19 protein-coding genes and 1 tRNA gene are annotated in these 17,252 nt (G+C 59.3%); 1 reads left to right on the top strand and 19 read right to left on the bottom strand.

The window, feature by feature from the left end:
- The 5 genes from AACY42_RS01270 to AACY42_RS01290 are packed head-to-tail and all read right to left on the bottom strand — an operon-like array spanning position 1 to position 5,487.
- Complete coding sequence (locus AACY42_RS01270) at positions 1-1,341, bottom strand: aspartate aminotransferase family protein (protein WP_339475513.1); 1,341 nt, start codon at positions 1,339-1,341, stop codon at positions 1-3.
- Positions 1,319-2,443 carry an aminotransferase class III-fold pyridoxal phosphate-dependent enzyme gene (locus AACY42_RS01275; protein ID WP_339475514.1) on the bottom strand — a complete coding sequence of 375 codons (1,125 nt, stop codon included), beginning with the start codon at positions 2,441-2,443 and terminating at the stop codon, positions 1,319-1,321. The genes AACY42_RS01270 and AACY42_RS01275 overlap by 23 nt, the downstream gene beginning before the upstream one ends.
- 8 nt (positions 2,444-2,451) lie before the next feature.
- On the bottom strand, positions 2,452-3,333 hold the full coding sequence (locus tag AACY42_RS01280; RefSeq protein ID WP_339475515.1) for a TauD/TfdA family dioxygenase: 882 nt from the start codon (positions 3,331-3,333) through the stop codon (positions 2,452-2,454).
- Positions 3,308-4,873 (bottom strand): AMP-binding protein, encoded by a 1,566-nt coding sequence (locus tag AACY42_RS01285; protein ID WP_339475517.1) that lies wholly within the window; start codon positions 4,871-4,873, stop codon positions 3,308-3,310. Before AACY42_RS01285 ends, AACY42_RS01280 begins: the two co-directional genes overlap by 26 nt.
- On the bottom strand, positions 4,870-5,487 hold the full coding sequence (locus AACY42_RS01290; RefSeq protein ID WP_339475519.1) for a thermostable hemolysin: 618 nt from the start codon (positions 5,485-5,487) through the stop codon (positions 4,870-4,872). Before AACY42_RS01290 ends, AACY42_RS01285 begins: the two co-directional genes overlap by 4 nt.
- 169 nt (positions 5,488-5,656) lie before the next feature.
- Between AACY42_RS01290 and AACY42_RS01295 the strand changes: the two genes are divergently transcribed.
- Positions 5,657-6,592 (top strand): LysR family transcriptional regulator, encoded by a 936-nt coding sequence (locus AACY42_RS01295; RefSeq protein ID WP_339475521.1) that lies wholly within the window; start codon positions 5,657-5,659, stop codon positions 6,590-6,592.
- Between the two features lie 117 nt (positions 6,593-6,709).
- Here the strand turns inward: AACY42_RS01295 and AACY42_RS01300 are convergent.
- From AACY42_RS01300 to AACY42_RS01365, 14 genes are all read right to left on the bottom strand, one after another.
- Positions 6,710-6,785 (bottom strand) — tRNA-Lys (locus AACY42_RS01300).
- 63 nt (positions 6,786-6,848) lie between these two features.
- Positions 6,849-7,523: a 7-cyano-7-deazaguanine synthase QueC gene (gene queC, locus AACY42_RS01305; RefSeq protein WP_339475718.1), complete on the bottom strand. Its 675-nt coding sequence runs from the start codon at positions 7,521-7,523 to the stop codon at positions 6,849-6,851.
- Positions 7,524-7,542: 19 nt separating this feature from the next.
- Positions 7,543-8,190 (bottom strand): 7-carboxy-7-deazaguanine synthase QueE, encoded by a 648-nt coding sequence (queE, locus tag AACY42_RS01310; protein ID WP_339475523.1) that lies wholly within the window; start codon positions 8,188-8,190, stop codon positions 7,543-7,545.
- 165 nt (positions 8,191-8,355) lie between these two features.
- A complete protein-coding gene (ybgF, locus tag AACY42_RS01315) occupies positions 8,356-9,174 on the bottom strand; it encodes a tol-pal system protein YbgF (protein ID WP_339475524.1) in 819 nt (272 codons plus the stop codon).
- A 6-nt stretch (positions 9,175-9,180) separates the two neighbouring features.
- Entirely contained in the window at positions 9,181-9,678 is a 498-nt protein-coding gene (gene pal / locus AACY42_RS01320) for a peptidoglycan-associated lipoprotein Pal (RefSeq protein ID WP_003205029.1), read from the bottom strand.
- Positions 9,679-9,730: 52 nt separating this feature from the next.
- Positions 9,731-11,032: a Tol-Pal system beta propeller repeat protein TolB gene (tolB, locus tag AACY42_RS01325; protein WP_445261530.1), complete on the bottom strand. Its 1,302-nt coding sequence runs from the start codon at positions 11,030-11,032 to the stop codon at positions 9,731-9,733.
- On the bottom strand, positions 11,029-12,108 hold the full coding sequence (tolA, locus tag AACY42_RS01330; RefSeq protein ID WP_339475527.1) for a cell envelope integrity protein TolA: 1,080 nt from the start codon (positions 12,106-12,108) through the stop codon (positions 11,029-11,031). Before tolA ends, tolB begins: the two co-directional genes overlap by 4 nt.
- On the bottom strand, positions 12,108-12,560 hold the full coding sequence (gene tolR, locus AACY42_RS01335) for a protein TolR (protein WP_161798348.1): 453 nt from the start codon (positions 12,558-12,560) through the stop codon (positions 12,108-12,110). The genes tolA and tolR overlap by 1 nt, the downstream gene beginning before the upstream one ends.
- Positions 12,561-12,583: 23 nt before the next feature.
- A complete protein-coding gene (gene tolQ / locus AACY42_RS01340; RefSeq protein WP_339475530.1) occupies positions 12,584-13,279 on the bottom strand; it encodes a protein TolQ in 696 nt (231 codons plus the stop codon).
- Positions 13,269-13,736: a tol-pal system-associated acyl-CoA thioesterase gene (ybgC, locus tag AACY42_RS01345; RefSeq protein ID WP_123415693.1), complete on the bottom strand. Its 468-nt coding sequence runs from the start codon at positions 13,734-13,736 to the stop codon at positions 13,269-13,271. Before ybgC ends, tolQ begins: the two co-directional genes overlap by 11 nt.
- A gap of 128 nt (positions 13,737-13,864) precedes the next feature.
- On the bottom strand, positions 13,865-14,926 hold the full coding sequence (gene ruvB, locus AACY42_RS01350; protein WP_339475537.1) for a Holliday junction branch migration DNA helicase RuvB: 1,062 nt from the start codon (positions 14,924-14,926) through the stop codon (positions 13,865-13,867).
- Positions 14,927-15,535 (bottom strand): Holliday junction branch migration protein RuvA, encoded by a 609-nt coding sequence (gene ruvA, locus AACY42_RS01355; RefSeq protein ID WP_339475539.1) that lies wholly within the window; start codon positions 15,533-15,535, stop codon positions 14,927-14,929.
- 113 nt (positions 15,536-15,648) lie between these two features.
- Positions 15,649-16,173, bottom strand: coding sequence for a crossover junction endodeoxyribonuclease RuvC (gene ruvC, locus AACY42_RS01360; protein WP_014339919.1), 525 nt, complete (start codon positions 16,171-16,173; stop codon positions 15,649-15,651).
- 321 nt (positions 16,174-16,494) lie between these two features.
- Entirely contained in the window at positions 16,495-17,241 is a 747-nt protein-coding gene (locus AACY42_RS01365; protein WP_039591693.1) for a YebC/PmpR family DNA-binding transcriptional regulator, read from the bottom strand.
- Between the last annotated feature and the right edge of the window lie 11 nt (positions 17,242-17,252).

The following is a 17,252-nucleotide window of genomic DNA, read 5'->3' on the forward strand; positions in this document are numbered from 1 at the left end:
TCACGATGCCTCCTTGCTGCGCAACCACTTGTTGGGCAACTGATACATATTGCGCACTACCAGGGAAAACGCCTTCACCGCCAGCGCCGGACGCTGGTTGATGGCTTCCAGGGCCTCCTCGATCATCGCCAGGACATGACGCAACGCTTCGGGTTCGATATTCAACGGCGGATAGAAGCGCAGCACCGGACGCTCGGCCTTTTCATTCATCGAATGCCCGGCATGCACACCGCGCTTGCCCAGTTCCATGCTCATCAAGGCTTCATAGACCGAGCCACGCAGGCGCAGGCCCGTCATCAAGCCGACACCCGGCACATCCTCGACAATGTGCGGATAACGCAAGGCCAGCCGTTGCAGGCCGTGGCGCAACACGCCGCCGTTGACCCGGGATAACTCCACCAGGTTGTTTTGCTCGATGTAATCGATGGCCGCGAGTGCCGAAGCGCAGGCGACCGGATGTCCGCCGTTGGTTCGCGTATCCGGCTCGATATCGCCGAGGGGGTACTGGGTGGCCAGGCGCTGGCTGTACATGGCGCAGGCAAACGAGGTGTAGCCGCCGGTCAAGCCCTTGGAGAGGATCATGATGTCGGGCACCACGTCATCGTATTGCACGGCGAACCATTTGCCGCAGCGACCGAAACCCGTCTGGATTTCATCGGCCACCAACAGGGTGCCGGTGGCGTCGCACAGGGCCCGGATATTGGCCATGTAGCCCACTGGCGGCACCTGCAAATGTGCCCCGCCCAGAATCGGCTCGACGTACACCGCACACACACCCTCGCCCACGGCTTTTTGCAACGCGGCGAAATCACCGTAGGGCACGCAGGTCACGTCAGGGGGGGCGATACCATAGCTAGCATGGTTCTGCTGCTGACCCAGGATGCTCATCGCCGCCAGGGTCTTGCCGTGGTAGGAGCCGCTCATCACCACGATGCCACGCCGTTGGGGCTGGATCTGCAGCACATAGCGCAGGCTCTGCTCGACGGCCTCGGCCCCCGAGACCATGAATTGCACATCGCCCCACTCCCCCGGCACCAACTGGCAAAGCCGCTCGGACAAGGTGTCCTGCAGCGGGTGGCGCCGGCCTTCCGGCACCCAGGCCATTTTATTCAGTTGCGCCTGCACCCGCTCACGCACCATTGGATTGCGATGCCCAACGATAAACACCCCGTAGCTGCACGCGCAGTCGATGAAACGCTTGCCGGTGTGGTCGGTGACGTGGATGCCATCAGCCTGCTGCTCGACAGTGGTCTTGCCAAGGCGATACAACTTGGCCGCCGACGCGCTCCAGTGGCGCTGGCAGTCATCCAGCAGTTGTTCATGCGGCCTGAGTAAGGACATGGCTTAACGTCTCCTTGATGATGAGTGCGGCACGTTGGATCTGCTCGGGGCGTGCGGTGATCGGGCAGCGCAAAATCACTTCGCGGCCACGGGGCGTACTGACATAGACACCCTGCTGGTAAAGCGCCTCGCACAGCACGGCCGGTTGCAGATCATCGGCCAGCGGCAAGCTGACCCAGGCGCCGACAGCCACAGCCCCTAATGACGCGAGAGCTTGTGCCAGGAACTGGCCGTTTTCCTGACAGTGCCGGGGCGAGTCGTGGGCTTGCACGTAATCCAGCACGGCCAGGGCCGCCACGCAGGCCATTGGATTACCGGCGGTGGTGCTGCCGTGTTTGGCCGGACTGCTGCGCCCATAGACCTGCCAGGCCAAGTGTTCGCTGCAGGTATAGGTACCGATGGGAATTGCACTGCCACCCAGGGGCCCGCCGAGCACAACGATGTCGGGAGTCGGGCGATACCGCTGGAAGCCGAACAGCGAACCCAGGCTACCGAGGCAGCTGTGGGTATCGACCGCGATGACGGGCGCCGAGGCTTTTGCCGCGCGAGCATGCAATTGCTCGATCAAATCAGCATCGATCAACTGCAGCCGGCCGTTTGCATCCGTGCGGGTGTTGCTGTGGCAGACCGCGAAGCAATCGCTCCAATCCACCGCGTCCAGGTCCGCCAGGTGACGGATCGCCACCCGCTTGAATCCCAGGAAGGCCTGGACACCCAGGTCTCCTTGCGCGGCGTTGAGGCAGCGCCCGTACGTCAGCGAGCCGTAGTCGCCGCCCTGGATGAACACGATGGTGTTGCCCTTGGGCTTGAGCCCTTTGCACAACTTCAAGGCGCCCTCAAAAGCCTCGTCGCCGGAGCTGCATACATAAGAGCTGGCCAGCGGTGCGGGCAACAGCTCGGCCAGGCGTCGGCACAAGGCAATCAGCGGCTCGGACATCAACACCCGATTGGACAGGCCCATGGTCTGCGCCTGACGGTTGACCGCCTCGATCACGGGCGGCACCTGGAAGCCAAACCCGCCAGTCAGGTCAATGATCTGCCGACCCTCACCGTCAAGGTAGGTCTCGTACTGTCCGCCGATAATCTGTTTATTGTTTTTCATGGACTCTCTCAGCGATAGCTCAAGGCGTTGAAAATGCGCCGACGCTCGTCGACGATGGTTTCCCGACCGTGCATGACCCGACGGTTATCGATCATCACCATGTCGTGGTCACGCCAGCCAACCGGGCAGGTGTAATCGGCGGAGACTTTGGCGATTTCGGCCAGGAATCGGGAAGGAATCGACTGCCCGTCCACCGTATCGATAACGGGTGCCTCGTAGTTGAAGGAAGGCCCCAGAATGCTGTTGGCAAAGGCCGGACGCCGGCTGAAGGGGGACGTCAGGATCGCCGACGTGCTGAAGGCGTAATGGATCGAGTCATCGGCCGGGTTGAAGGAAATCAGGGTTTGCGGGTCGTCACCGATGATCTTCAACAGATCCTCGATCGCGACGGCCGCCGGATCCGATAACGTTGACGAGTAATGACACACCAGTCGGCGCCATTTTTCCCCCGCCACGGTGCGACTGTAGCGAATCGGGTTTTCTTCAAAGAACGTGCGACAGTCCGAGGACAGTTTCTCCAGCACCCGTTCGCCGTCACACAGGGTGGTTTGCGAGCCCTTGCGCGGTGCTTCCTGGCAATAGAACCAGGTCATGTCCGGCCAGAACGGCGAGTTGCCATTTTCGCAATGCAGGCCGACCGCCTGGCGCCCGGCATCCACCAATTGCGCTGCGCCACCGACCATGACCCGGGCTGGGTCAAGGCTCAACCGCGAACTGTTTTGCTTCACGTACGCACTGAAATCCTCGGCGCTATGAATACAGTTGCGAAACAGTACGACACCGTAATGTCCCAGCAGCTCATACAACTCAGCCTTGCCCAGGCTGGCGAAGTGGCGCGACTCAATGATGGAGACGTCCGGATTCTCAAAGTGAAAAGCAGGTGTGCTCATTGGATGCATTCCTTTGCTGCGTGGAAAAAACAGTGGCGATATCGGCGCGTTTCGGCCGCCCTGTGACGGTGTAGAGCTGCTCGATCAACGGATCGTCCTGGGTCAACAACCAGAGTCGGTTCGGTCGCTCGATGTCGGAGAAACGCCCCGCCGACCAGGCGAGCAGTTCATCGCGCACCGGCGTCGACTCGACGCACAGCAATGCCACCAGACCGTGCTGCTCATCGAAAAACACCGCTGCATCGCTTACGCCGGGGTACTTGCGATACTCCAGCTCAACCTGCTCGGGGCTGACGTTTCGGCCATTGGGCAGGCAGATCACGCTCTTCTTGCGCCCGTGCACATAAAGGTAGCCATCGGCATCCAACGCGCCCAGGTCACCGGTGTCCATCCAGCCGTCGTCCGACATGGAACAGGCACTGGGGTCCGTGCCCGAGTAGCCGCTGAACAGCGAGCTGCTCTTGACCTCGATGGTCTGGTCAGCGCCGATGCGCACCTGGACATGGGGCAACGGCTTGCCAACACTGCCAAGACGTTGCTGTTCGAAGGTGTTCACGCTAACGACCGATGCGTTCTCCGAAAGGCCGTAGCCCTGATACACGTCGATGCCTTGCTCAGTCAGACCGCGCAGGGCATCGATACTCACCGCCGCACCGCCGCAGGTGATGTGCGCGCCCGATGCCAGATAGCGCGCCAGGCGCTCGCCCGGCTCACCGCCTTCGTTCACCTGCTCCAGGAAACGATTGACCATGACCGGAGGAACCGTCAGGGCCGTTGGCTGGACGTGCAGGATCCAGTCGACCAGGCGTTGCGGTGAAGCGCCCGGCTCGCCGAGCAACGGTTCGTCCGGTGGCAGGAAATGCACGGTCCCGCCCGCCAACAGCGGCAGGTATGCGGCGGTGACTTGCTCAAGCAGCAGGCTCAGGGGCACCAGCGACAGGTAACGTCGATGCGCATTGACCGGCATGCTCTGGCGCAGCGAGGCGAGCACCGTGCCGACGGCCTGGTTGCTCAGACGCACACCCTTTGGACGGCTGGTAGTGCCCGAGGTATGAATGATCTTGCAGATCCAGTCACCCTCACCGTCCGGCATCTGCAGCAAAGGTTGTTCGATCACCGGCTCGTTGAGGCGGCGCAGGCGACTGTCGGCAAAATTCAACTTCCAGCGCTGCTCCAGCGTTCGCTGCCCTGCCGCATCTACCAGAAATCCATCGCAACGGGATGCCAGATGTTCGGCCTGGGATTGGCTGAACGCCAGTGGCAGCGGCAGCGCGGTGATCCCGGCGAACAGACAGGCCAAGTCGGCGACCAGCCAGTCGCTGCTGTTGCGCGTGGCGATGCCCAACACCACATGATCGCCATAGGCCGGCTCAGGGAAACGTCGCTGCAGTTCGGCTGCCAGGTTAAGGGCTCGGTGCTCCAGTTCGCCGTAGGTCAGCGTCACCGACTCCTTGCCTGACGCCAACCAGTCCACCGCACAGACCGCCTGGCGATTGTCCTGCAACGCCCGTTGTAGCTGAGTGACAAACCCGCCGCTCATGGCTGCGCCCTCGCCAGATCGTCACCGGCCAATTGAGTGAATGAGGTATTGAGCGTCATGGCGGCGAAGCGTGAACGTTGTGGGTCGACGCGGATGAACCCCGTGACGGGCAACTTGGCGTAATAGCTCCCCCAGCTCTTGCCACCGTCGTCGGCCAGGCGCGTAGGGTCTGCGGTCAGCAGGGGCTCGAAATCGATCTGGCAACTCTCCATCATTTGCCGTACACGAGGCGTCACGGTGCACAACAGGTAATGCCCGCCCATGCACCAGGCCAACAACGGAATCATATTGACCAGAATCATTCCGGCCGTCAGGTGATGGGAGATCAGGTTGCCGATTTCGACAATATTCGAGCGCTCAATCGTTTTTTCGAAACGCTGGGACAATATCTTGTCGATAGATTGCGCCAGGTATTGCTCGGAAAAAAGTATCCGGTGATCCGCAAAGGTAATACCTGCGCAGGCAAGAATACGATCAGCCGGATCCTGAGTAACCGCAAAGTACTGCGGATTCGGTTCAACTGAGGCCGAATAAGAACTGCGAAATTTATCCCTTACAACTTGTGTGGCTTGCACCCATAACGGTGTTTGAGTTTCTGCGATACGTATTTGCATATCGTCCTCCTCCGTCCTTGTGTGAGTTTTCTATAAAAGCGAGGCGAGCATATTTAGGAAATCTCCTACAGGCCATTTAAAAAATAAAATGCTTCCGCTAATATATAAATAAACGTCCTTGTCATAAAAGTCGGGGATGCTACCAACGGGATGCGTCAAGAAGGACCTTATGCTTAATAGTAATGCGCTTAGAAAGCTGGATATCCAAGACCTGATGGTGTTTGTCGCGGTGTACGAGCAGAGCAGCGTCACCGAGGTGTCCGAAGCCCTTTGTGTCAGCCAGTCAACCGTAAGCTATTGCCTGAAGAAGCTGCGTACGAGCTTCGAAGATGAACTTTATGTTAATACCCGTAGTGGCATGCTGCCTACAAGCAAAGCCACTTCCATGTACCCTCATCTGGTTAATATCCTTAAAACAATAAACACATGTCATTCTGGCATCCCGGCATTCGACCCGACCCAGAAAGAGATAACCTTCAATGTCTACGCCCCCGAATACTTTGAACTCCTTGTCGTACCTAAACTCGTCAAACGTTTTATTGGCAGCCGCTTTCCGGTCATCATTAATATCACTAAATTTTACAGGGACATTCCAACCGACGAGTTGATGGACGGTCGTTTCGACCTGGTTATTTGTTTCGGTCCGAACTTCCATCGAGGCGGCAAGGGATTGCGCTCGCAAGTACTACTGGAAGATGAACTGGTGTGCGTGGTCGATAAGCACTTCACATTGCCAGAAGAGGCGTTCAACCTGGAAGCGTTTGTCGCCTGCCAGCATGTTTTTCCGACACCCTGGACATCCGACACCAACATGATCGATGGATGGCTCGCCCGGCAAGGCTATCACCGACAGATCGTCGCTCGAGCCAACAGCTACGTCGCGGCATTGAACATGATCACCGATACCGACTTCATCCTGACGCTGCCTCGACGCATTCAGGCGCTGACCTGCGACGAGGACACATTCAGCCATCGTCGACCACCGGCAGGTCTGCCGAATTTCACGCTGGACATGATGTGGAGCGAAAAAACGAGCCAGGACAGCGCCAATAGCTGGTTTCGCGAACAGATCATCAAAGTATGTGCCGAGGACGGCCTGCTTTAATCCGCCGAAAACCGCTCGAATCGTCGAGCGGTTCAGGCTTCGACTTTTCATCAGGCAAAAAAAAATCCGGAAATCCTCACTTTCGTGGGCCTTCCAGACTTTTAAAACTGCAAAAAATGGTGGGTCGTGTGGGATTCGAACCTACGACCAATTGGTTAAAAGCCAACTGCTCTACCAACTGAGCTAACGACCCGCTGTGTGGTGGCGCGTATAATACTGATTTCTAAGGACTATTCAACACTTAATTTGAAATAAATCAAAAATAACGGGTTGGATCGCTCACGCCCGCCGCCGCAAAGCCTTCTGCACGCAGGCGGCAGCTGTCGCATTTGCCACACGCACGGCCCTGATCGTCGGCCTGATAGCAGGAAACAGTGAGCCCGTAGTCCACGCCAAGCTTCACACCCGCCTTGACGATGTCAGCCTTGCTGAGGTTCTGCAACGGCGCCTGGATGCGGAAACCCTGCCCTTCCACGCCGGCCTTGGTCGCCAGGTTGGCCATGCGCTCGAAGGCTTCGACGAACTCCGGGCGGCAATCCGGGTAGCCGGAATAATCCACGGCATTGACGCCGATAAAAATGTCACGGGCGCCCAGCACTTCAGCCCAGCCCAATGCCAAGGACAGGAACACCGTGTTACGCGCCGGCACATACGTCACCGGAATACCTTCGCTAGGCGCCTCGGGTACGTCGATGGAGCTGTCGGTCAAGGCCGAGCCTCCAATGCCATTGAGGTTCAAGCCGATCACTTTGTGCTCCACCGCGCCCAGGTCCCGGGCCACTCGCTCAGCGGCGTGCAGTTCTGCGCGGTGACGCTGGCCATAATCGAAACTCATGGTGTAGCAGCGGTAGCCCTCGGCATGGGCCATGGCCACGACCGTGGCCGAATCCAGACCACCGGACAACAGGATGACCGCACGTTTTTCTGCAATGTTCGAATGTTCAGTCATATCAACGCCCTGGCTCGTCGTTCCAAAGATATTTATGCAGTTGCAGTTGCAGGCGCACCGGCAGATTGTCCGCCACCACCCAATCCGCCAGCTCGCGGGCGCTCAAATCGTGATGACTTGGCGACAACAGCACTTCGCCGGCTCGCAGGTCAAGGCCGTATTGAATCAGCTTGGACACGGCCCAGTCATAGTCTTCCCGCGAACAGATGACGAACTTGACCTGATCGTTGGGCGTCAGCAGTTGAATGTTCTCATAACGGTTGCGATGCGCTTCCTTGGAGCCTGGGGTCTTCAGGTCCACGACGCGACTGACACGCAGGTCGACGGCCGAGATGTCCAGGGCGCCACTGGTTTCCAGCGAAACCTCATAACCGGCATCACACAACTGCTTGAGCAAGGGGATGGCGCTGGGTTGCGCCAATGGCTCGCCGCCCGTGACGCAGACATAACGCGGACGATAACTGGCCACTTGTTCCAGGATATCGTCGAGGGTTCGCAAGGTGCCGCCGCTGAAAGCATAGGCACTGTCGCAGTATTGGCAACGCAATGGGCAGCCAGTGAGGCGCACAAAAACCGTGGGCAGCCCAGCCGTTCGCGTTTCACCCTGCAACGAGTAAAAAACTTCGGTGATTCTCAATGTGTCTTGCATAGTCGCCACGGGCGTAACAGCTAAACAGGCTGTCCGCCTCCGTCAGGCACTTCAAGGAACCCCGCCAGCGCGCAGATCCCAAAAAGCGTGTTTCATAAAAGGGCGTGAATTCTAACGAAAAAACCCGCGACAGGCGCGGGTTTCTTCGAAACAGGTCAAGCCGACCTACATGCGTTGCAGATCACGCTGGGCCAATTGAGCAGCGGATGTGCCCGGATATTGGGCCACCACCTGCTGCAGAATACCCTTCACCTTGTCGGTATGACCGAGGCGGCGCTCCACGTCTGCCAGCTTGTACAGCGAATCCGGCACCTTGGCGTGCTTGGGATACAGTTGCGAAACCTTGGCGAATGCCTGGCCGGCACCTTGCAGATCGCCCTTGGCCAGGTTCACTTCACCCAACCAGTATTGGGCATTGCCCGCGTACTGACTGTTTGGGTATTTGCGCAGGAACGCGGCAAAGGCCTGGCTGGCCTTGTCGAAATCCTTGGCCTTGATCAGGTCGAAGGCAGCATCGTAGTAGAGCTTTTCCTTCGCCGGATCAGCCGGCTCGCCACTGGCGGCAGGTGCTGAAGCGCCTGCAGCCGCACCGGGGGCGTTCAAATCGCCACCGGCAGGAGAATTCTCAGGAGTCGCGGCAGGTGCAACGCCGGATCCTATGCGCCGATCAAGATCCTGGTATCGCTCCAGGCTTTCCTGCTTCATGCGCGATACTTCATTTTGCAGAACTTCAATCGCACCTTGTTGGCGTGATAGCTGATCCTGCATTTGCTGGAGCTGGTTGAACAGCTCGCCCTGTGCCGAGACAGGGGTCGAAACCCCTCCCCCGGCATAGGCGCCGTTCGTACCGTAGCCTGCAGGCGGATAACTGCTCCCGCTATTGTTATAGCCAGTATCGTTATCAACCACAGGAACCGCAGCCCACACCGCAAGCGGCGCGAGACTGAGAGCCAGAACAGTTACAGCACGACGGCACGTTCGCATGACGAATTACTTACGCAGTTCGACGCGACGGTTTTGAGCCCAGGACTGCTCGTCGTTGCCGGTAGCAACTGGACGCTCTTCGCCGTAGGAAACCAGTTCCAGCTGAGCTGGGGAAACACCTTGCAGTACCAGGTAGCGTTGAACGGCTTTCGCACGACGCTCGCCCAGTGCCATGTTGTACTCACGAGTACCACGTTCGTCGGTGTTGCCTTCCAGAACAACACGAGCGCCGTTCGACTTCAGGTCTTTGGCGTGAACGTCCAGAGCGCGCATGGCTTCTGGCTTCAGGTCCGAGCTGTCGTATTCGAAGTAGAAGGTGGTGATTGCGCGCAGAGCAGCTTCTTCGCTCAGGGAGCCGTCAACTGCACCAGTGTTAGCGCCGTAACCAGCGTTTGGATCAACAGCGCCTTCACCGGCATTGTCGCCGCCTTTGGACGAGCAACCTACAGCTACAGCCATGGCCAGAGCCAGCGCAGCAAATTTACCAAACTTCAGCATTTCCATCGTGAAACTCCTAATGAACCCCAGTGTGTTAAGTAAAACGTATAGCGCCGCGTCAGTTCAGGTAAGGGGACCAGGACGGTTCTCTGACTTCGCCTTGAGCGGTAGGAAGCGGGAGCCTTACGCGTCCATTAATGGACACGAGCATCAAGACTCCCCGGCCCTGCTGGCGGGTGGCGTAGATTACCATGGTGCCGTTGGGCGCAACAGTGGGTGACTCGTCCAGAGTGCTATCAGTGAGGATTTTTACGCTACCGCGTTGCAAATCCTGGGCCGCCACCTTGAAATTGGTGAAACCATCCTGGCGATGGATCATCACCAGGGTCTTTTCGTCCGCCGACAGCTTAGGGTTGGCGTTGTAGTTACCGACGAACGTCACGCGTTCGGCACCGCCACCACCGGCACTGGTCTTGTAGATCTGTGGCTTGCCGCCACGGTCAGAGGTGAAGTAGATGGTCGAGCCATCCTTGCCCCAGAACGGCTCAGTGTTGATGCCCGGGCCCTTGGTGACGCGAGAGATCGAACGCGAAGCCAGGTTCATCACGTAGATGTCCGGATTACCGTCCTTGGACAGCACAAACGCCAGGCGCGATCCGTCCGGCGACCAGGCTGGCGCGCCGTTCAGGCCTTCGAAGTTGGTGATCTGCTCACGACGACCGGTGTCGATGTGCTGCACGAAAATGCGTGGACGCTTCTGCTCGAACGAGACATAGGCGATGCGCTTGCCATCGGGGGCGAAGCGCGGCGACAGGATCGGCTCGCGCGATTGCAGCAAGGTCACCGCACGCGCGCCGTCATAGTCGGAGCGCTGCAGGGTGTAGCGGGTGTTGTTCTGAGAGAAGCGTTCGGCCGTCACATAGAGCATGCGCGTAGAGAACGCGCCCTTGATGCCGGTGAGCTTCTCGAACGACTGGTCAGCGATGTAGTGCGCCATGTCGCGCAACTGATCGACACTGCCCGACACGCTGCCGGTCAGCACTTGCTGTTCGGTGGCGACGTTGAACAGGGTGTACTGCACCTGCAGGCGACCGCCGGCCGGCACGATGCTGCCGACCATGAGGTACTGGGCGCCCAGGGCTTTCCAGTCGCGGTAGATGATTTCGCTGGCCTGGGTCGGAAGGCTGATCATGTTCTGCTTCGGAATCGGCGCGTAGTAACCCGAGTTGCGCAGGTCGTTGCCGATGACTTCCGCCATGTCGTCCGGCAGGACGCTACCGCCCTGCCAGCCGAACGGTACGACGGCGATCGGGGTCGCCCGGTCGCTGCCGCTGGTGACCAGGATGTTCTTTTCCTCTGCTACCGCTATCCCTGCCAAGCAGCAGATAACGACCAGCATTGATCGAAGAAGGTTTCTCACAAGGCTAGATCCTCAGGTGTGAATGTCATCTTGAATGAACGATAGGGAGCAAAGTCGCTCGGCTTCATTCCTTGCATTTCCGTCAATCGCCCAATGTTCTTGACCGCTGCGACCGCCGAAGCGTCGAACGGGCCGTCACCACTGGACTTGGCGACGTTGACCGAGGTAACCGTACCGTCGGGCAACATGCCGATCTGCAATACTACCGTCATGCCTTTGCGCGCCGAAGGTGGACGAGCCCAGCCTTCTGCCGCTCGGGCGCGAATCAAATCATCGTAGCTGCCGGCGACTTCATCGCCCTGCTCATCGGCCAAGGCCTGCTGGCGCTGCGGCGTGTCGGAAAGCAAATCTGCCAAGGCCTGGGCCTTTTTGTCTTCGGCGGATTTACGCGCTGCGTCCTGGGCCTTTTTCTTGGCGGCGTCGGCGGCGGCTTTCTTCTTCGCGTCTTCGGCGACTTTCTTTTTCGCCTCTGCAGCTTCAGCTTTCTTCTTGGCGTCTTGGGCCGCTTTCTTCTTCGCGTCCTCGACGATCTTTTTCTTCGCTGCTTCAGCGGCCGCTTTCTTGGCCTCTTCTTCAGCGGCTTTCTTGGCTTCTTCTTCGGCCTTCTTCTTGGCTATATCAGCCAATTGTTTCTCTTCTACCTTTTTGGCCTCGGCGGCTTTCTTCGCTTCGTCGGCCTTCCTGGCTTCATCAACCTTTTTCGCTTCGTCGGCCTTCTTCGCCTCATCGGCCTTCTTGGCTTGCTCGGCCTTTTGAGCCGCTTCCTCTTTCTTTTGTTCCGCGGCCTTTATCGCTTCCTGCTCGACCTTCTTCTGCTCCATCTGCTCGACTTCGGTCTGGCGCGCAGCAGATTTCTTCGCCTCACCGGCGAGCTTCTGGTTGGTCTGGGTGGTCGCCTGGCTTTTCGACTTGAGCTGGTACAACGTCGCCTGCACGATCGGCTTGGCCGGCGGCAGCTCCGGAGTCATGGCAAAACTGACGAACAGCATGCCGAACACCAGCACATGCAGGCCGATTGCCATGACACTGGGCCAGAAGTAGCTTTCCGAGGCGGACGGCTCTCGCTGTTGCTGCATCAGGGGGCCTCGGTGATCAAGCCAACATTACCGACCCCGGCTTTCTGCAGACCGCCCATGGCGCCCATCACAGCACCGTAGTCGACGGTCTTGTCGCCGCGAATGAAGACCTGGGTACGCTTGCCGGCATCGTTGCCGACACGAATGATCTTGGTCACCGCGTCGGTCATCTGCGGCAAGGTCATGGCCCGGTCCTGCTGCTTCTCGGTATCGACTTCGCTGCCAAGGTTCCAGTAGTAGGTCTTGTCAGCCTTGATCGAAATGGTCAGTACCTGGGTGTTGTTGTCCTGCGGCAAGGCTTCGCTGGAAACCTTGGGCAGATCGACCTTCACGCCCTGATTGAGCATCGGCGCGGTCACCATGAAGATGACCAGCAGTACCAACATCACGTCGATGTAGGGCACCACGTTCATCTCGGCAACCGGCTTGCGCTTTTTTCGGGCTCGAGCGATTAAAGCCATTGGGAAATACCTGCTTATTCTTCGCTGGTGTGCACTTTGCGGTGCAGGATCGCCTGGAATTCATCGGCGAAGGTGTAGTAGCGGCCGGTCAGCGTTTCGCTGCGAGCAGCGAAGCGGTTGTAGGCGATCACGGCCGGAATGGCCGCGAACAGGCCGATGGCGGTGGCGATCAACGCCTCGGCGATACCCGGGGCCACGGTGGCCAGGGTCGCTTGTTGGGCAGAGGCCAGGCCGCGGAAGGAGTTCATGATCCCCCATACGGTACCGAACAGGCCGATGTACGGGCTGACCGAACCAACGGTGGCGAGGAACGACAGACCCTGTTCGAGTTTTTCTTCCTCGCGGGAGATGGCCACGCGCATGGCGCGGGCCACGCCTTCCATCACCGCTTCCGGGTCAACGCCTGGCTGCTGGCGCAGACGGGAGAATTCCTTGAAGCCGGCACGGAAGATCTGTTCCACGCCCGAATCCGGGTCCGGGTTGCTCCCGGCCTGACGGTAGAGCTTGGACAAGTCGATGCCGGACCAGAAGCGCTCTTCAAAGCTCTCCAGGGCACGGCGACCGGCGCGCAGCATGTTGCTGCGCTGAAAAATCATGATCCATGAGGTCACCGATGCGGCTACCAGGATCAGCATTACCAACTGCACCACGACGCTGGCATTGCTGACCAAGCTCCACATGGAGGTATGGTCGACGACGTTAGCTTCCACGCTTTATCTCCTGCTCTGAGTGTGTACCCGCGCCGCTCACGCCGGCAAAGGCCGCACGTAGAGTTTCGGGAATGGCCCGGGGTTTCAAACTATGGGTGCGCACACAGGCCACCAAAAACTGCCCTTCACAGAGCAGCACGTTATCCGTCGCCCGCCTGACCTGCTGCTTGAAACGCAGGCTGACACGGTTTAATTCGATGACATCGGCACTGACCAGAAGCTCGTCGTCCAATCGCGCCGGCGCGTGGTAACGCGCTTCGCTGGAATGCACGACAAATAACAGGTCCTCCCCTGCCAGCGCGGATTGGGCAAAACCCAGTTCCCGCAGCCGTTCGGTTCGAGCCCGTTCCATAAACTTGAGGTAATTGACGTAGTAAACGATGCCGCCAGCATCGGTGTCCTCGTAATAAACGCGACAGCGATGTGCGAACGACTCCAGCCCGTTTTGCGCGCGCATACTCTAGTGCTTACTCCTCAGGTTGCCAATCAGCCAGGCAACTGTTTTTTTCATTCTCGAACGCATTGACGCTCCAGGCGTCGTCTGGGACAGCACGAACTGGAAAAAAGTCGGCGAACAGAGCTCGCTCAATCGTCCACGGCATCGAGAAACTCGTCTACCACCGGCATTTCACCCATTCGTGTCGGGATGTTTAAGCCAAAATGCAAATAAGCATGACGGGTCACCACGCGCCCGCGAGGGGTACGCATGATGTAGCCCTGCTGGATCAGGTACGGTTCCAGCACATCTTCAATGGTGTGACGCTCTTCGCTGATGGCCGCGGCCAGGCTGTCCACGCCCACCGGGCCACCGTCGAACTTCTCGATCATGGTCAGCAGCAGGCGCCGGTCCTGGTGATCGAAACCACGCTCGTCGATGTCCAGCAGATTCAACGCCAGGTCGGCAATCGGCTTGGTGATATGGCCCTTGGCCCGGACTTCGGCAAAATCCCGGACCCGGCGCAGCAGACGGTTGGCGATCCGCGGCGTACCCCGGGCACGACGGGCGATCTCATACGCACCGTCCGGGTCCAGCGGCAACCCGAGGATGCCCGCCGAGCGGCTGACAATCGTCGCCAGATCGGCGTTGTTGTAGAACTCCAGGCGCTGGACGATACCGAAACGGTCCCGCAACGGGTTCGTCAGCATGCCCGCGCGGGTGGTGGCACCCACCAGGGTGAAGGGCGGCAGGTCGAGCTTGATGGAGCGTGCGGCCGGCCCTTCACCGATCATGATGTCGAGTTGAAAATCTTCCATGGCCGGATACAGCACTTCCTCGACGATCGGCGACAGTCGATGGATTTCGTCGATGAAAAGCACGTCATGGGGCTCTAGGTTGGTCAGCAGTGCCGCCAGGTCCCCCGGCCTTTCGAGGACCGGCCCCGACGTGCTCTTGATCGAGACACCCATTTCCTGGGCAATGATGTTGGCCAGGGTGGTCTTGCCCAGGCCCGGCGGGCCGAAGATCAAAGTGTGGTCCAGGGACTCGCTGCGCCCACGGGCGGCCTGGATAAACAACTCCATCTGCTCGCGCACGGTCGCTTGACCGATGTAGTCGGCCAGGCTGACAGGACGAATCGCCCGGTCCTGGATTTCCTCGCGGTCACGGGGCGCGCCCGTGGCGGCGATCAGACGATCAGCTTCAATCACTTAAATCATTCCCTTCAGGGCACGACGAATCATGTCTTCAGTGCTCAGGCCTTTTTCCTTGATGGCGGAAATCGCCTTGCTGGCTTCCTGCGGCTTGTAGCCCAGGGAGATCAGTGCAGTGACCGCATCGTTTTCGGCGCCGGCCGCAGACTCAGGCGCGTCCGGCTGGTTCGGCACCAGGGCGAACATGGCCGGCACCGCCTCCCAGGCCTTGAAGCGGTCCTTGAGTTCGACCAGCAGGCGCTCGGCGGTTTTCTTGCCCACACCCGGCACCTTGGTCAAGGCCGAGGTGTCCTGGGACTGCACACAACGCACCAATTCATCGACTTCCAGGCTCGACATCAAGGCCAGGGCCAGTTTCGGGCCGACGCCATTGAGACGGATCAGCTCGCGAAAGAAGTCCCGCTCGCGCTTGCCAACGAAGCCATAGAGTAACTGCGCATCCTCGCGCACGACCAAATGGGTATGCAGGGTCAGCGGCTCGCCGACCGACGGCAAGCGATACAACGTGGTCATGGGCACCTCCAGCTCGTAGCCCAGGCCGTTTACATCCAGAATCAGGTGCGGCGGCTGTTTTTCAGCCAGGGTGCCGCGCAAGCGTCCAATCACGTTTCAGATCCTTGGGTGTTGGCCAGCCGCTGGCTGGCGAATATCGACACGAGCATAAAGGCCGACGACACAGGCACAACTTACTCGGGCTCATGAATGAAGCGCTGATGCTATCAGAGACGCAGGCGCCCGCCACGACTGCGTGCGGTTCCCAGGCCGTGAGGCAACAGACTGGAACGGGTATGGGCATGGCAAATGGCGATGGCCAGGGCGTCGGAGGCATCGATCTGCGGCTTGCTGACCAGTTTCAACAGATGCATCACCATCATTTGCACCTGCTCCTTGTTCGCCGCCCCGGTGCCGACGACCGCCTGCTTGACCTGGGTCGCGGTGTACTCGGCGATCTCCAGGTTTTCCTCGGCGCCCGCCACAATGGCCGCGCCCCGGGCCTGCCCCAGCTTCAGGGCCGAATCGGCGTTGCGCGCCATGAAGACCCGTTCGATGCCCATGGTGACCGGTCCGTAGGTCTGGATGACTTCGCGTACACCGCGATAAACGATCTGCAAACGCTCGTGCAGCTCACCCGCACCGGTGCGAATGCAACCAGAGGCGACGTACACACAGCCGCGCCCGGTATCGCGAACCACACCGTAGCCGGTGATGCGCGAACCGGGGTCAATACCAAGGATTAAAGTCATAACACCTGCGAAAGGTAATGCGGGTTACAAGAGGATACAGCTCATCAAAGGCTTGCAGTGAATCCGTGGCGAGAGAGCCAGCTCCCGCCGAGCTACGCAGAAGCTGTGTAGACCCCGTTTAGGCGCTGTGTAGGAGCTGTCGGTGTAGGAGCTGTCGAGTGCAACGAGGCTGCGATCTTTCCCCAGACACTTGAATCTCAAGCGAAAGATCAAGATCAAGATCAAAAGATCGCAGGCTTCGCCAGCTCCTACAGGTTCAAGCGGGAGCTGGCTCCTTCGCCACGATGATCTCAAACACACTTCAGTGCAGCATTTCGCCCGTCAGCCCAACTGTTCAGCCACCGACTCCGGAATATCGGCGTTGGAATAAACGTTCTGCACGTCATCCAGGTCTTCCAGCATGTCGATCAGCTTGAGCACCTTCTCGGCGCCTTCCAGGTCCAGTTCGGCACTGGTCGTTGGCTGCATGACGATTTCTGCGTCGGCGGGCTTGAAACCGGCCGCTTCCAGAGCGTTGCGCACGGCATAGAAGCTGGCGAACGACGTGAACACGTCGAACGAACCGTCTTCATGACCGACCACGTCATCAGCGTCGGCCTCCAGCGCCGCCTCCGTCAGGGCATCTTCATCGAGGCCCGGCGCGAAGCTGATTTGCCCCTTGCGCTCGAACAGATAGGCCACCGAGCCGTCCGTGCCCAGGTTGCCGCCGCACTTGCTGAACGCGTGACGCACGGCGGCGGCAGTACGGTTGCGGTTGTCGGTCATGCATTCGACCATCACCGCCACGCCTCCCGGGCCATAACCTTCGTAGGTCAGCTCTTCAACGTTGTCAGCCTCGGTCGCACCTGCGCCACGGGCGATCGCCCGGTCGATGATGTCACGGCTCATGTTGGCACCCAGCGCCTTGTCCAGGGCCAGGCGCAAGCGCGGGTTGGAACCTGGGTCGCCGCCACCCTGGCGGGCCGCGACCGTCAGCTCACGGATCCACTTGGTGAAAATCTTGCCTCTCTTGGCATCCTGACGTTCTTTGCGGTGCTTGATGTTCGCCCACTTGGAATGACCTGCCATAACTCGCTCCG

Source organism: Pseudomonas sp. RL_5y_Pfl2_73 (genome assembly GCF_963970515.1).
Lineage (GTDB): Bacteria > Pseudomonadota > Gammaproteobacteria > Pseudomonadales > Pseudomonadaceae > Aquipseudomonas.